The 14609-nt window shown below is 61.9% G+C and carries 15 protein-coding genes; 5 read left to right on the top strand and 10 right to left on the bottom strand.

All coding sequences use genetic code 11. The features are described 5' to 3' along the window. Positions 1-2: 2 nt before the first annotated feature. The 3 genes from ctaD (at position 3) to RKE40_RS11415 (ending at position 3706) form a co-directional block, all read left to right on the top strand. On the top strand, positions 3-2537 hold the full coding sequence (gene ctaD, locus RKE40_RS11425; RefSeq protein WP_316018367.1) for a cytochrome c oxidase subunit I: 2535 nt from the start codon (positions 3-5) through the stop codon (positions 2535-2537). Then, on the top strand, positions 2534-2866 hold the full coding sequence (locus RKE40_RS11420; RefSeq protein ID WP_316018366.1) for a hypothetical protein: 333 nt from the start codon (positions 2534-2536) through the stop codon (positions 2864-2866). Before ctaD ends, RKE40_RS11420 begins: the two co-directional genes overlap by 4 nt. 582 nt (positions 2867-3448) lie before the next feature. Then, positions 3449-3706, top strand: a complete 258-nt coding sequence (locus RKE40_RS11415; RefSeq protein WP_316018365.1) for a hypothetical protein — start codon at positions 3449-3451, stop codon at positions 3704-3706. 328 nt (positions 3707-4034) lie between these two features. On the opposite strand, the gene RKE40_RS11410 is transcribed toward RKE40_RS11415, so the two are convergent. The 7 genes from RKE40_RS11410 to RKE40_RS11380 all read right to left on the bottom strand — a co-directional run bounded on the left by RKE40_RS11410 (position 4035) and on the right by RKE40_RS11380 (position 9159). Next, the gene (locus tag RKE40_RS11410) at positions 4035-4772 is read right to left on the bottom strand and encodes a hypothetical protein (protein WP_316018364.1); all 738 of its coding nucleotides are present in this window, start codon (positions 4770-4772) and stop codon (positions 4035-4037) included. Then, entirely contained in the window at positions 4769-5710 is a 942-nt protein-coding gene (locus tag RKE40_RS11405) for a nucleotidyl transferase AbiEii/AbiGii toxin family protein (RefSeq protein ID WP_316018363.1), read from the bottom strand. Before RKE40_RS11405 ends, RKE40_RS11410 begins: the two co-directional genes overlap by 4 nt. Further along, complete coding sequence (locus RKE40_RS11400; protein ID WP_316018362.1) at positions 5697-6545, bottom strand: type IV toxin-antitoxin system AbiEi family antitoxin domain-containing protein; 849 nt, start codon at positions 6543-6545, stop codon at positions 5697-5699. Before RKE40_RS11400 ends, RKE40_RS11405 begins: the two co-directional genes overlap by 14 nt. Before the next feature lie 136 nt (positions 6546-6681). Further along, on the bottom strand, positions 6682-6912 hold the full coding sequence (locus RKE40_RS11395; RefSeq protein WP_316018361.1) for a hypothetical protein: 231 nt from the start codon (positions 6910-6912) through the stop codon (positions 6682-6684). A 402-nt stretch (positions 6913-7314) separates the two neighbouring features. After that, complete coding sequence (locus RKE40_RS11390) at positions 7315-7746, bottom strand: ubiquitination-like system serine protease family protein (protein ID WP_316018360.1); 432 nt, start codon at positions 7744-7746, stop codon at positions 7315-7317. Beyond that, positions 7743-8915, bottom strand: a complete 1173-nt coding sequence (locus RKE40_RS11385; protein WP_316018359.1) for a ThiF family adenylyltransferase — start codon at positions 8913-8915, stop codon at positions 7743-7745. The genes RKE40_RS11390 and RKE40_RS11385 overlap by 4 nt, the downstream gene beginning before the upstream one ends. After that, the gene (locus RKE40_RS11380) at positions 8890-9159 is read right to left on the bottom strand and encodes a multiubiquitin domain-containing protein (RefSeq protein ID WP_316018358.1); all 270 of its coding nucleotides are present in this window, start codon (positions 9157-9159) and stop codon (positions 8890-8892) included. The genes RKE40_RS11385 and RKE40_RS11380 overlap by 26 nt, the downstream gene beginning before the upstream one ends. Before the next feature lie 135 nt (positions 9160-9294). Here RKE40_RS11380 and RKE40_RS11375 point away from each other — a divergent pair, with 135 nt between their 5' ends. Both RKE40_RS11375 and RKE40_RS11370 read left to right on the top strand, forming a co-directional pair. Beyond that, complete coding sequence (locus tag RKE40_RS11375) at positions 9295-9639, top strand: hypothetical protein (RefSeq protein WP_183191936.1); 345 nt, start codon at positions 9295-9297, stop codon at positions 9637-9639. A 1-nt stretch (position 9640) separates the two neighbouring features. Continuing rightward, positions 9641-10198 (top strand): ImmA/IrrE family metallo-endopeptidase, encoded by a 558-nt coding sequence (locus RKE40_RS11370; RefSeq protein ID WP_316018357.1) that lies wholly within the window; start codon positions 9641-9643, stop codon positions 10196-10198. Here RKE40_RS11370 and RKE40_RS11365 read toward each other — a convergent pair whose 3' ends face one another. The 3 genes from RKE40_RS11365 to RKE40_RS11355 form a co-directional block, all read right to left on the bottom strand. Then, the gene (locus RKE40_RS11365) at positions 10199-12421 is read right to left on the bottom strand and encodes a S8 family peptidase (RefSeq protein ID WP_316018356.1); all 2223 of its coding nucleotides are present in this window, start codon (positions 12419-12421) and stop codon (positions 10199-10201) included. Further along, complete coding sequence (locus tag RKE40_RS11360; RefSeq protein WP_316018355.1) at positions 12414-13550, bottom strand: AAA family ATPase; 1137 nt, start codon at positions 13548-13550, stop codon at positions 12414-12416. Before RKE40_RS11360 ends, RKE40_RS11365 begins: the two co-directional genes overlap by 8 nt. Positions 13551-13929: 379 nt before the next feature. Further along, positions 13930-14609: hypothetical protein (locus tag RKE40_RS11355; protein ID WP_316018354.1), on the bottom strand; the 680-nt coding region annotated here is incomplete at its 5' end.

Genomic DNA, 14609 nt, shown 5'->3' with positions numbered 1-14609 from the left:
AAATGGGCCCGGTAACCGCGGCCGAGCTGCCCTCGTCCTTGCCACGGCCGGAGGGCGAGCTCGAAAGATTGGAAGCGGTCTGGAAGGGGCCGCGCGGCTGGCGCATCATCAGCGAAGTCAACAACACCATCATCGGCTACTTCTACATCGCCGTCGCGTTCCTGTTCTTTCTGCTCGCCGGCGTGCTCGGTCTGCTCATCCGCCTCCAGCTCGCGGCGCCCGGGAACGACTTCCTCTCCCAGGAGACCTACAACCAGATCTTCACCATGCACGGCACGGTGATGATGTTCCTGTTCGCCGTACCTGCCGTCGAGGCAGTCGGCATCCTGCTGCTGCCGCAAATGCTCGGCGCCCGCGATCTGCCGTTTCCGCGGCTCGGCGCCTTCGCCTTCTGGGCCTATTTCGTCGGCGGGTCGGTGTTCTTCTGCACGCTGTTCTTCGGGGTTGCTCCCTCGGGCGGCTGGTTCATGTACCCGCCACTGACCGGGGCCCGCTTCTCACCCGGCATCGGCGCCGACTGGTGGCTGTTGGGAATCGGCTTCATCGAAATCTCGGCCATAGCGGGCGCGATCGAGATCATCGTGGGCGTGCTGCGTACCCGTGCTCCCGGCATGACGCTGGCGCGCATGCCAATCTTTGCCTGGACCATGCTGATTTTCGCCGGGATGATCGTGTTCGCCTTCCCGGCGGTGATCCTGGCGACGATTCTGCTCGAGCTCGAGCGGGCCTTCGACTGGCCCTTCTTCATCGCCGAGCGCGGCGGCGATCCCCTGCTCTGGCAACATCTGTTCTGGTTCTTCGGCCATCCGGAGGTCTACATCATCTTCCTGCCGGCGGCCGGCATGGTCTCGATGATCGTGCCGACCATGGCCGGCACACCACTGGTCGGTTACCGGCTGATCGTGGTGGCGCTGATCGCCGTCGGCTTCTTCTCCTTCGGCCTTTGGGTCCACCACATGTTCACCACGGGCATCCCGGCCCGCTCGCTCGGCTTCTTCTCGGCGGCGAGCATGGCAGTCGCGATCCCGAGCGGCATCCAGGTCTTCGCCTGGATCGCGACAATCGCCGCCGGACGTCTCAGGCTGACCGTGGCGGCGCTCTTCGTGATCGGCTTCCTTCTGATCTTCACCCTGGGAGGACTGACCGGGGTCATGGTCGCGATGGTCCCGTTCGATCGCCAGGCGCACGACACCTACTTCGTCGTCGCCCATCTCCATTATGTGCTGTTCGGCGGTATGGTCTTCCCGCTCTTTGCCGCGATCTACTACTGGACGCCGGCCTTCAGCACCCGGCCGCTGTCCGAACGGCTCGGCCGCTGGGCTTTCGGCCTGATCTTCGCGGGATTCAATATCGCCTTCCTGCCGATGCACCTGACCGGGCTGATCGGCATGCCGCGGCGCGTCTACACCTATCCGGCCGGGATGGGCTGGGACGGGCTGAACCTGGTCTCGACGATAGGCGCCTTTATCCTCGCCGCCGGCATCCTCGTCTTCCTGATCGATGTCATCAGCAACATGCGCCTGACGGGCGAGCGCGGGCTTGGCGACATCTGGCGTGCGGGCACGCTCGAATGGCTGCCGAACCACGCCTATGCCACGCGCAGCATACCGCGCGTCCGCGGTCGAGAGCCGCTCTGGCAGCAGCCCGACCTCGCAGGGCATGTCGAGGCCGGCGCATACTACCTGCCGGGAACGGCGACCGGCGCGCGCGAGACGATCGTGACCTCGCCGATCGAGGCTGAGCCGCAATACGTCATGCGCCTCAGCCGCCCCGGCTACGCGCATCTCTGCGCCGCCTTGTTCACCGCCGCATTCTTCCTGCTGCTGACCGTCAAGGCCGTGATGCTCGCAGCCACCTGCGGCGTTCTCGCCGTCGCATCGATCCTGGTCTGGATGTGGAACAGTGATCCGCCGTCGGCGGGGGACGTCGATATCGGCGGCGGCATCGTGCTGCCGACCTATGCGTCGGGGTCGATCTCACACAGCTGGTGGGCAACGGTCATCCTGCTGCTGGTCGCCGCGGCGCTCTATCTCTCCTACCTGTTCGGCTACCTCTACCTCTGGACGGTCGGTCCCGAGGGATGGCCCCGCCAAACCGACCTGCCATCGCCAGCCGACGCATGGAAGTCCTTGGCAGCCTTGAGCGCCAGCGGAGCGCTTCTTGCCGGCGCCCGATTCGTCCTTGGCCGTGATTTACCTCGCCCCGGTCTCGTAGCCAGTCTTCTCATCGCCGGGGGAGCGGCGCTTGCCGGCGCGCTCTTCATCGATGTCGCCGGCCATTGGCGTAGCGGCCTTCGCCCGCAATCCAGCGGCTATACCGCGATGGTCTATGCGAATGCCGCCCTGCAGGCGCAGATGGCAGCAGCCGTCCTCGTCACGGCCCTGTTCACCGTCGCGCGCCTTCTCGCCCACAGGCTCGACCGCAACCGGCGGGCGGTCTTCGATGTCTTGATGCTCCTCTGGCTCTACACGCTCGGCCAGGCAGCTTTCGGGCTCCTGCTGACGCATGGCTTCCCGCGGCTGGTTGCGCAGACATGAGCAACACCACCCCCTTGCGCCGGGCCGGCTTTGCCTTGACCGGGCCGGTCATCTGGGCCGCCCATTTCCTGGCGGTCTATGCCTCCGAATCGCTGGCCTGCCGCTGGGGTGAGCCGGCGGCCCATGATGCGATCGTTGCCGGTGCGACCTTCTTCGCGATTGCCGGGATCCTGCTGCACGCCCACAGAACCGTCCGAAATACCGACACGAGCGGAAGCTGCGAGGCCGAACGGTTCATACGGTTGACGGCGCTTGCACTCGACGGGTTGAGTCTCATTGGCGTCTGCTGGGCCGGTCTGGCAGCGCTGCTGCTCGGCGCCTGCCGATGACCGCCGGCCCGGCGGCGCGCTGAAGTTCACTTTGGTCAACCGAGCGCGCTTGCTCGGCCAGCGGTTTCACCGTCCTTGCATCCATCCCGCAGCCGCAAATAACGGGCGCACACAGGTCATCGTGCTTTCCGAGTTGCGTGGCAGGAAGCTCAGCTTGCGACCGTGGGAAGCACCAATCCAGTCGGAGACATGTGTTCAGCGGCAGACGACGTTCTGCCCTCTCATCGTGCAGGTACTGACAGGGCGCTGTTCTTCGGGCGGCGGATCATAGGTTCCTGCTCCGACTGGCACATAGGTGTGCCCATCGCTTTGCATCGGGTCCACGCCCGGAACCCCTGACCAACTGCTAACGCCCGCACATCCCGCCAACAGCAGGCAGCACATCACGGTGGACAGCTTCTTCATGCTTCGCCCCCAATTCCGCGTGATCTTGCCGGGATGCGCGCGGGATGTCACCGCCCGTTGAACGAGCCGCATTTCGGACACGCCGCGCGAGCCTTTGCCGCATCGTCCGTTGCCGGCCTCGGAACCGTCAGAGCGATAGCGGGTTAGGAGGGCAGGTAAGGAACAGGAGCCGAGCAAATGGCGGACGGAGCCGACAGTGTCGACGGAACCGACATGGAGCAGATCAAGATCGTTTTGAACACGCTCTATCTATGCATCGCGTTCGCAATGACACATATCGCGAAACATGAAGGGGCCCAGGCGGCCGTCGATTTCAAGGCCGAGTTACTGTCAGCCCTCAAAAGCGGCGACCTCAACATGGCGCTGATGGAAGAAACGAAGACTTTTGACTTCGTCATCGAGAAGATCGAGGCGCTCGGCGAGCCAGAAGCGTAGCGTCGTCCGGATCCAAGCACTGCGATAGTTGTCGCTTAGCTGAGCGCCAGGCCACAGCCCACGAGCTGATGTCCGTTACCGGCCACAGGACCCTCGAGGAGGTGGAACGCTAAACCCGTGCAGCACGCAAGCCGGAGACGGCAGCTTCAGCGATGAGGAAGCTTCAGGCAGGCTCGATAATTGTCCCACCGGAATCTGAGGTGGGACAAGAAGAGGAAAAAATCCTTATAAAACAGGCTCATTTGGCCGCAATGGCGCGCCATTCAGGATAAAACTGCGAACACCTACGTGATTGAAATCATGAGATGATTTAGAATCGAAAACCGTTTCACTCCTGCGAGCGTTCTTTCAGGCCCTGTAAGCCGGGCGTTGTGATGGCGGGCTTGGTACTGCGAATGAGCACCGCGTAGAAGCGTGTAGCGTGCCCATGCAGGCCCCACGATAATTCGTCCTCATCTCCTTCCAGCTCCCGCCCGACCACACCGGCGTTGGCAGGCTGCAATGGATGCATCGCAAACGAAAATCCCGACTTGGCCTTTTCGTGGTCTCGCAGCGCCGTTTCTAACTTCTTCTCTATCTTCTCAATCGCCGCCGTGAGCTTGGGAACGTCTGACCGCTTGTCGTTACCTTCTACGTGAACCTGAAACACGGACGCTCCGACAACACGGCTCGCGTACTGGGATTTAAGCATGTCGATCGTACCGGTGATTTTCTCCAGATCCTCGGCAATTTTCTTGAGCGTTTTGACCCCGATTTTTATCTCGATGATTGCCAAGGGAATGATTTCATTCTGCCAGACCGCGATGTCGGTTCGGCATGAGCCCAGAGACTTTCGAACGGCTGCCGCCTTCTGGGTCATGCCGTTGACGAGATTGCGATTGAGGCACTCGACCTTCACTTGATAATCTTGCTCGATCAGCTCCCGCGCAATGTCGGCGGTCAGCAGATACTCGGTGGTGACGGGGCCGCCGCGATAGTCGGTCACGCGCGCGATGACGTCCGTTGCTTTTTTGACGCCTTCTTTGAGGGTCGCGAGCAATGCTGCGTCAGTAATCTGATGGATCATGGCGCGTCGTTTTTTCTGCCATCGGGCGCGAGGACGGCGGTGAGCTGAGCGACCAGCCGCGCTCGTACATCACGGTTAAGCTTGTCCAGGTTCGCCTGCTTCCACGCGACCGCCGGAAGCTCCGCCGCTCCCGGCACGCCAAGCAGGTCCCAGTCAGGCGCACCGCGCTTGAAACCCAGCAGGAAATCCTTGTGGGCCTGCGGCATGCCGCCGACGATGGCGGCGATCAGCGCCGCGCGCGCTGCCAGCAGCGCTTCGAGGGCGACCGGTTCAGTGGTCATGCCCTCAAAATTCTCGGTGAATTCGACGGCGATATCTTTCTGCGCCGATCCAAGAACCTCTGCCATCGGCCTGCCGTGGCTGATCAGGTAGACGATGAACGCGCGGCGCAGATCGTCGTCTATGCCCTCGTTCGCGAGCAGGTCCTGAACGTCGAACAGGTCGCGCGGATGCTGCCGGTCGAGGGCCGCCATGATCTTCCCGGCGTACAGGTCGGCAAACGAGACGACACTGATTTCTGCAAAGCCGAACTGATCTTCCACGGATGGCGAAACGGCGTGCACGGCGGGAGCGTAGACGCACCCGCGCAGCACGGGAGTCACCTCGATCTTGATCTGAACCCGGCCCAGCTGAACCACGAGGCGCGTCAGGGGGCCGGTGGCTCCCGGGCGGCTTTCGGTGATCTGCACGCCGTTGATCGCGACCTTCAGCCGGTCCCTGATGCGCAAAAGAGCCTGCTCGATGGCGACCAGCGATTCATCGCGCGGCGCGACCGGCAGGAAGGTCAGGTCGATATCGACGGACAGCCGGGGCATGTCACGGACGAACAGATTGATCGCCGTCCCGCCCTTAAGCGCAAAGCAGTCCTCCCCGGCAACAGCCGGTAGCGCCCGGACCAGGAGTGCGACCTGCTGCCGATAGCGTTCATTGGCGGCCATAAAGCTCCTCGGGGACGGTGATCATATAATGCGGGTCGAGCTTTCCGCCCCGGGCGAGCATGCGTTTGCCGGTGCCGAGATCGATGGCGCTCTTGTCGAGGTGCTTGAGCCACGCGTGTTGATGCCGGTCGGCAAAAAACAGGAAGAGCCGTTTGACCTTCACGCTCTTGCAGTCGACCAGAAGCTTCTGAAGGCGGCGGGGCCTGAGCGTCGCCAGCCCTTCCATAAACTTGTCGGCCTGATCGAAGCTTTCGTGGTTCGGCAGACCGTCGAGGAATTCGAGGATCGCCCGCTCGGGCGTCGATAAGGTAAGGGGCCAGTCCCACTGTCCCCACGGTATGGAATTGAACGCGCCGTCTGTGGCCCCTGTGCTGACGGCGCTGCCGTCCTTCAGATTCCAGGCCAGACTGGTGAGGCCGCGCGTTATCGGCTCATTGCGGAACAGGGTGGCGGTGTTGTGATGGTGAAACCGGACGCCCATCGGCAAGCGGTTCAGCCATGCCGGTATGGGCTTGCGCCCGTACAGATGCACATCCGTGTCTTCGCGGGCGAGGTAATGCGCGAAGCCTTGCAAGGTCAGGGCCGTTCGCCCCCCGACCAGCGCCGGAAATTCCATCAGGGTCTGGAGCGATATGACGACCTGCTCCCAGACGAGTTTTCCGCCGGGGCGGCGATAAACCCCCTGGGTAAGCCGTTCGAGCCAGCTATTGGCGACGTACTTATTGCAGAGCTGGGGGGAATAGCCCTTCGCGGTCAGCCATGCCGCACTCACGACCAGCCCTTCGGGCAGGTAGCGCTGTAGCCGGTTTAGCTTTCCTGGGTTTTCTTCACTCACAGTTTAGTTATAGGCCTCAATGCAAACCGAAGTCAAGTTTGCAAAATCTCCCAAAAATACACCTCCGGTATATAAATAGAGCTATAAGTAAACCAACTAGGCCACAATCATCCGTGAATCATGTTCAAAAATCCGCTCATAGCACGGACTTTCCAACATGAATTCCGGCCTGATCGTCGCGCATGTGGGCCGCGCCCACCGCCTGATAGAGCGCCGCCAGCGCCTCCGCCGCCTGATCGGCCAGCGCCAGCCATGCCGGGTTAGCCTTCACCTGCGGGTGATCCGTCAGCTCGCTCGCTACCGCCCTTCCCAGAAAGGCCGCCATATGCAGCACCTCGTGCCGCCCGTAATCGTCTGTCTCGGCCATGGCCTGTTCCCTTCCTGAAAAGCGCGCCTGCCGCGCACTACCCCATCGCGAAGCGGGTGCATCATGCACCCCTGGCCCTCGCCGAGAGCGGGTGGGTCCGGGTCGGTGCGGATCCGTGGCGGGCTGGGTTGCGACCCACGGCGGGGCTTTTGCCCTGCCCGGTGGGCGCGATCCTGCCCGACCAAAGAACACGTGCCAAGGGAGGGCGGGCGGCGTCCGCCCTGGTGCCCTTGCTCGACATCAGAGTGCGCGCGAGCGCTCGTGCTGGTGCCAGGGATCGTTACCCGGATGGGCGGAGACAGCTGTGCTGGCTCCGTTGCGTCCGACGCCGGCGGCGCAATAGAGCCGATGCCGCGATAGCGGAAGGCACACCGCCATGCCGTCCTCCATCACACCTGAGCGTCAGCGCCACCATGCCTTGAATTTCGAAAGCAGCACGGACGAGGCTTCGGCCAGCTGACCAGCAAACCTTCTGACCCAGCCCTGCGGCTTCGGCACATGAAGTTCCGCGTCGCGACGATCGCGCGCCTGCACCGCCTGGATGATCTCGGGGGCCATCGCCGTAGCCCATTGAACGCGGTTGGCGCTGATCCAGTAATGAGAGCGGCAGGGAAAGCTCCAGTTTCCGACCGACGGTGCCAAAGACACCTTGCCCTCACGCTCGGTAATCCGCCACTTCGCCGGGTTAAGAGGCGTCACAACTTCGCGCTCACACCCGCAGCAGCACAGATGCGATGCGGTCGCGTAGCGCCGCGAAATATACAACACGCCCAGTTCCAGCCGGTCCGGAATGAATTCGACGAATTCCGGCCTGAGGTGCGATGCGCCTGTCATTCGGCACCTTCATGCACGATCTCCCCGGACCCGATCGAGTAGCCGGTGTAGAAGTGGCCGCGCGCTTCGCGATAGACCCCGAACAGCTGCTTCCACCGCATGACGGCAAGGGCAGCGTTGAACGAGTTCAGCTCGGCGATCTGGATATTCGTCGCGTACTCGTTGGCCCCGCCATCATCATCGGCATAGGAAATGTGAGGGGCCGCTTCTTCGCGGGTTTCCGCCGTGCTGGTCGTCAGGCGCACGATGCCGCCGAGCTGCCCGTCATTGAGCAGCACGCCCATGCCGACGTCCACGAACGGGGTGCCATTGGCCACCAGGCGGTGCACGACGGCACGCTTGACGGGTCCCCGGTCGAGACAGACGAACACAAAGTCCAGCCCGTCCAGCAGCGCGACATTCGACTCGTCGAGGAAAACGTCGTGCGCAACGATGCCCTTGTGCATGTTCGAGTACAGGGCCGCGAAATAGGAGACTTTCTGCGGCTTGTTCTCAAGGTCCCCGAGCGACGGCGCTCCCGGCGCGCGGAACGCGTTGTGCTGGGAAAAAACATCGCCGTCGATGATCCGGATTTCGGCCGCCGCCGTTTTCGCGACGAGGTCGAGAATATATGCGCCCGTTCCGCCCAGTCCGGCGATGCCGATGCGCTGACCGGCGATCTTGCCGTTGACCGCTCCGATACCGGCACGGCTCGTCGCCGTGTCGACATACCTGAAGACGCAAGTGTCATCGTCCGCAGGAATGGCCGGATAGGTGCGTGCACCGACGCGGTCGTCGAGCTTGTGGGCCTCCCCCGCGATGCGGGCGATATAGCTCGTCATCTTGTGGTGATAGTCACGGTAATCGGCCTTCGCCGAAAACGTATGCTCGGCCCGGATGCCGTCGCCAAAATCCTGGGCGACGGAGCTGTTCTGGATGGCCGTGATCTTGCTGCCATCACTGTGACACGGGTGCGCGCCGGTCCAGTAGGCGACATGATCTGTCGGCTTGACGGTCTTGTCGCCGGACAGCTCCAGCCGCGAAATCAGGACACCCAGACGAATGGTTGCCGACGAATCGACATACGGAACGTCCCTGACGAGCAGGTAGCCGCCCCGTATGTCGAGGTCGTAACCCTCGTTCTGAAGCCGGAGGAGGTCCGCACTAAGAGCGATTGGTCGACGTGACATCGAATTCCATCCCTTCCTTGATCTTGACGGACTGGCCTTCGACCAGCGTGCCTGCGGGCTTGTTGCCGTGGCCGCGCGTGTACTGGACCGTGTACTGGATGCCGTCGCCGGTCGGCGGGTTCTCGAAGGCCAGGGCGATGACCTCTTCGAAGGTCAGCACTTCCTTTTTCGGCAGCGTCTTCGAGCGGCCATTGACGATGATGGTGACGGTTTTCGGCCGTTCTTCGGGGCGGGGAGCATTCATGGGTTAGCCTTTCTGGCGGACAGCCGCCGGTGGGATGCTCGGTTGCAATTGCGATCTAGCAATCGATTTGATATTATGATCTTTAGAGCCAAATTGCAAGTTCACAATCGATTTAATTTTCGCAACGGAGAGAGCATGACCGACCGTTTTGACAGCGACGCCTTCTATGTGGCCCTGAACGCCACGCGCCTCAGCCGTCAAAAAACGTGGAAGGACGTAGCCGAGGAGGCCGGGGTCAATGCGTCCACCCTGTCCAGAATCGGTCAGGGCGCGAAGCCGGACGTCAACGGCCTCGCAGCGCTTTTGTCCTGGTCGAACCTCAAGGCAGAATTGTTTATCCGGGGCGGCGAGCAGCAGGAAGCCGAACCGATCGCCAAGATTACGGCCCTGCTCCGCGCGGACCCGAAACTATCGTCGAACAATGCCAAATTGATCGAGGAGATCGTGATCAGCACCTATAATAACCTGCGGGATAAATGAGTTGAGCTGGCGACGCGGATTCAAAACGGAAGCCAATCGCATCGCTCTGCGGGTGCGTGCGCAGATGGGCCTGCCGCCGGAAGCACCTATCGACCCGGTACTGGTCTGCGACCGCTATGACATTCAGCTAATCAAGCTCAGCGACCACGACAGACAGTCGCCGTTCCTTAGAACCGACAGCTCCTGCTTTTCCGCCGTGACAGTGCCCTGCGGCCTTAGCACAGCGATCGTGCACAACGACTCGCATCATCCCTATCGCCAGCGCAGCAATATCTGCCACGAACTCGCACACTGTTTTCTGGGCCACGAATGCACCCCGCCGCTGACGCCTGAAGGCGAACGCGCCCGTGACGGCAGCATCGAGGCAGAAGCCAACTATCTCGCGGGCACGCTGCTGCTGACGAATGAGGGCGCATGGCACGTGATGTGCCGGCAGCTCGCTGCCGAAGCGCAGCACCTCTATGGCATCAGCGGCGCGATGCTCAATTACCGTCTGCGCGTCAGCGGCGCGCAAACGCGGTACAGCCGTTCCGGTGCGTATCTGCTGGGCGCGCGCTAGCTAGGTCCTGACCGGGATTTCGATCACCGGACGCAGCGGCTCCAGCTGGGTCGCGTATTTACGAACCACCTGGTCGTAAAAGTCGGCGATGCCCTTTGCCCGCACCGTGACCGCCAGCGCGTAGGGCAGCTTCTCAGCAGGCGTGAAGTTTCGGCCCTCCAGGCGGGCATTGTAGTGGATGTCAAAGCACGGATTTTGTAGGCTCGCCCCCCGGAACTTGCGGGTGGCATGCAGACAGTTTTCCCACTTCCACGCGTCCCGCCGCAGCTCCTCTTCATCGCCACCGGTACGGACGCCGGAAAAAAAGCTCTTGGAATCGGCGTGCAGCTGCTCGTCGCTTTTGAACTTCCCGTCGTGAGGCCGGAACGTGACGTCGAGACCCGCCCGCGTGTAGTTGCCCGGGTGGTGGGGATCGGTGAGGCACTTGTAGGACAGCGTGGCGGTGATTTCGGCGTTACCGGTAATTCCGCCCTCCGGCACCGGGATCGGTGCCCGGATGTATTTCGTCGGCGAAATGTCACCCTGATAGATGACCCTGATCGTATCGTCGTCGCAGACGACAATGTCCTCGAGCGTCTGTGCGACGCGGCCCCAGCCGATCTCCCGGTGGGGATGGTCTGATGCTTCTGAGGAATGGATCAGCAGCGTGCGCACGGCAAGCAGCCCGATACTGTCTCCGAAGTGAGCCCTGATACCTGCACCCAGACGCAATGTGCTGGGTGCCGCAAACGATGTGCCGCCAGTGGCTTCAAGGGCAAGCTTGTTGCCGCCGCCGACCACGAGGAACGGTCTTTGCAGCGATCCCCCGAACTGCACGAGGTCGGGTTTCATCAGGCCGGGGCTTCGGCCCGGTCCGACCGAACTGTAAGGCGCTCTGGCCCATGTTTCGCCCGGTGAATCAGCGGCACCGACAGCCAGGGCGTTCACGCAGTCAGACGGCACCTGCACACGGTTGAGGCTCAGCTCTTCATCGCCTTCGCCGTTGTTGCCGACCGCAACGGCGGCAAGCGTGTCTGTGCGCGCGAAGCGGCCATCAAGAACAGCGGTCCACGCGTGAACGTCATCGTCTTCGATGGTGAGCGATGGTCCGATGCTCAGATTGACGAAGTCATAGTGTTTTTGGTCCAGCGCGCTCGTTATGCGACCGAGCACTTCATACAGCTCGTGCAGGTTCTGGCTGGGATCGCCGTCGAGGACCCGGTAGTGGTCGACATTGGAATAGGGCTGCGGGAGCGGCTTTGAAGGGTCGATCGAGCCGAACAAAAACGCCGATGTCACCCCGGTTCCGTGATGGAGGAAATCGCCGACGGCGGGACCGGTGCCGATGATTTCGTAAGGCGTTGCCCAGGCCGACAGGGGATGCGACGGCGGCAGGCCGCCGTCGAAGATGGCGACATTGATCGAGGGGTCCATAGCGGCGACCGGCGGCAGCTCGACGGCGACCGAAGGAATGCCGGAGGTGCGGAACGCCGGTTGCAGGACACGCAATTCCGGCATCTGCCGGACGGCGCGGACAATGGAGAACAAGGCAATCGATTCAGCGAGCGCGGCCGGGGCCTCCAGCTCCACGAAGCATAGGCCGCCCGCATAGAAGCGGTGGTTCAGGCTGGCGCCGACGCCGAGCCCCCGCAGATAGTTGCTAAATTCCGGAAGCATGGCGCGCTCGCCGTCCATGCCCTCCGTATGAAGCACGACCTCGAAGACGGTATCGCCGCGCGCGGGGATGATCCCCTTGACTTTGTCCGCGACGCTCTGGGCCTCGATCGTCTCCAGCGTCATCAGATCCTTTGCGACCTGCGTTCCTTCCACGAGGCGGCCCATGGACGACTGCCAGTTCGCAAAGGCCTGCTTGGTCCCCATGACGAAGAGTTCGGTAGTCAGCGCTTCTTCCGGCGGTCGCCCTTTGGAGCGCTGCGCGGGCGTGATCCGCCGTGGCTTGCTCCCGACAGGAGTCAGGCCTGTCTGACGAAACAGCTCCGATGGAAAATACGATTTGGCGATGAATTCGGGATTCAGGACAACCGCCGCCACGGCCTGACCTTGCGGACAGGCCTGATCGGGCAAGGCCCTGATCTGGCGGACGGTGTCATCGAGCATGGGCGCAAGACGGCTGCGCGCTTGCTGGAACGTATAGGGCGTGATTTTTGGCCCTCCGCCAGAACGTACTACGACGTCCTGCGTGAGCCGCTCGCCCTTGCCGAGAAGAAAGTTTTGCTTAGCCATCGCGCGCACCCCCGTTTATTTTGCGCGGAGGCTTCTTGGCAGTCCGGGCGCGAATGGTTTCCCGCGCGACGCCGGTGACTTCATGGGCCGCGCGCTGCGAAAGGACCCCCGCGTTGACAAGCTCTGCCGCAAGCGCGATGCGATCGTTCTTGCTGCCCGACTTGCCGTTGACGAGCCCGACCAGATGATCGTCAAGAGGCTCACCCAGCAGCGCCGCCTTGCGGCGCACTGACTTCAGCTCGCGGTCGATATCGCTGAATGATTGTCCCTCAAGTGCGATCGTAAGCACGCCCGCCCAGCTCTCCGCCTGCGCGCTCAACGGCGCGAGCGCGGACATGAGATAGGCATGGATGGCCTCGCGGTCCGGCAGCGGAAACTCCAGTGCCAGGTCAAAGCGTCGCCAGATCGCCGGGTCCAGCAGGTCCGGGTGGTTGGTGGCCGAAACCAGCAATCCTGTGGACGGCCAGTCGTCGATTTGCTGGATAAGCACGGTGACGAGGCGCTTCAGCTCCCCGATTTCTCCGCGGTCATCGCGACGCTTGGCGATGGCATCAAGCTCATCGAGCAGCAGCACGCAGTCGAGCGTCTTCGCATAATCGAGAACGTGCCGCAGGTTGGTGCCCGTCCGGCCCAGATAGCTGCTCATCACCGCAGCCAGATCGAGAATGAGAAGAGGCCTGTTGAGTTCGCGGGCAAGCCAGCGCGCCGCAAGCGTCTTGCCCACGCCGGGAGCCCCAGTAAACAGAACGGTCCGGCTGGGTTCCAGACCTGCTTTTTGAAGGCTCTCTATACCTTTGCGTTCGGCGACAAGCGCATCGAGCGCTGCTTTCACTGCACCTGAATAGACCGGCTCGTGGTCCAAGACCGGATGCTCTTCGATCCGCAACAGATGGAAACGGGTATCAACATCGACGGGAAGAACGGCCTCCGTCTGCCGCCGCAAGGGCGAGGCGCGCGTCGGCGACTCGCGCAAAAGCAAGGCCAGAGCCGTCGCCATGTCAGGCGCGTTATCCCGATAGCCTTTGGCAAAGCGGTGGAGAAGCGCCATCACATCCTGCGGCCGCCCTGACAGCGCCACGCGCGCCAGATGCACCATGTCTTTTTCGAGTTTGTTCTCTGCCGTAGCCACGCCTTACCTTCCCATTTAGAAGAGAACACTATCGTAGTCCGAGATGGAAGAATATTCAATATGATCTGACATGACTCTTCCAGAATTGATATAAGTCATTGAAAAATAGAGTATTTATCATGGAAGATACATGCGTAAAACAGGCCATGTTCGGGACACTCGGCGGGCGCTTAGGGTGGCAGCCGCTACTCGTGACACGCCGTGAGAATTGCCTGTCGTGAAGCTGCCGACTTGGCCGAGCTCCTAGGCTCGGATGTGATTGGCGCCAAGAGCCCTGAAAAGGCCGATCGGAAGCGGCTCGGTATCAAGGTCGCCAACGCAAACCAAGCGATGGTCAAAGCGTTGTTTTTAGGACTTTACGTCCTGTAGAGTAGAAGTCTTATATCCGATGAACTGTGCCATCGGATCGGAGTTCGAGCACTGGCCCGATGAGGTCGTAAACGGCCGAGTTCCTAACAAGGGCATTCAACCTGATCTGCGCAAGATCAAGCGAAAGAAGTCCTAGTTGAACCTTTTGGTGCGCGCCCTCTGCGGAGAAGCCTGCTTCAACATTCATTCCGCCGACATCAGTCAAGAGATAGCGGGCATGGAAATCCGCTCCGCCTGCGCGTTCCTTCCAAGCAAAGAGGGCAAACGACATGCCGGCTGGAAGCACCCCGCGAATCCATTTATGGGCCTCGCGCTCGATGAACTCCGGCGGTGGTCTTTTGTCGTGATCGCAGAAATGGATCTCGCAGCGTACACCCGCCCCGCCCGATGCCTGAATGACATCCAGGCAAGCCTTCAACGTCTCCTGATATTTTGCCTTGCCGATGTCGAAGAACCGATCAACAAATAGCACCGACTTGGCGGACTTCAGAAGCGGACATAGTGCCGACGCGAGTGTCGTTCCGACGCGCTCCACCTCCCATGTGTGAGCAGAAACCATCAGCGGATGTGTTTCGGCGTGCAAGTTTGACCCCGTGAGGCGGGGGATCGGCATCCAACTTTGACCCCCTTGAGCCGGTTTCGGTGAGACTGCCCGTCCTGGTTTCGGATGGGCGGGCGGGGGATGAAGGG

The sequence above is a fragment of the Allobosea rubneri genome (assembly GCF_032464875.1).
In the GTDB taxonomy this organism is placed as follows: domain Bacteria; phylum Pseudomonadota; class Alphaproteobacteria; order Rhizobiales; family Beijerinckiaceae; genus Allobosea; species Allobosea rubneri.
Note: the sequence above shows the minus strand (reverse complement) of the source record. Positions and strands in the feature narration are given on the sequence as shown.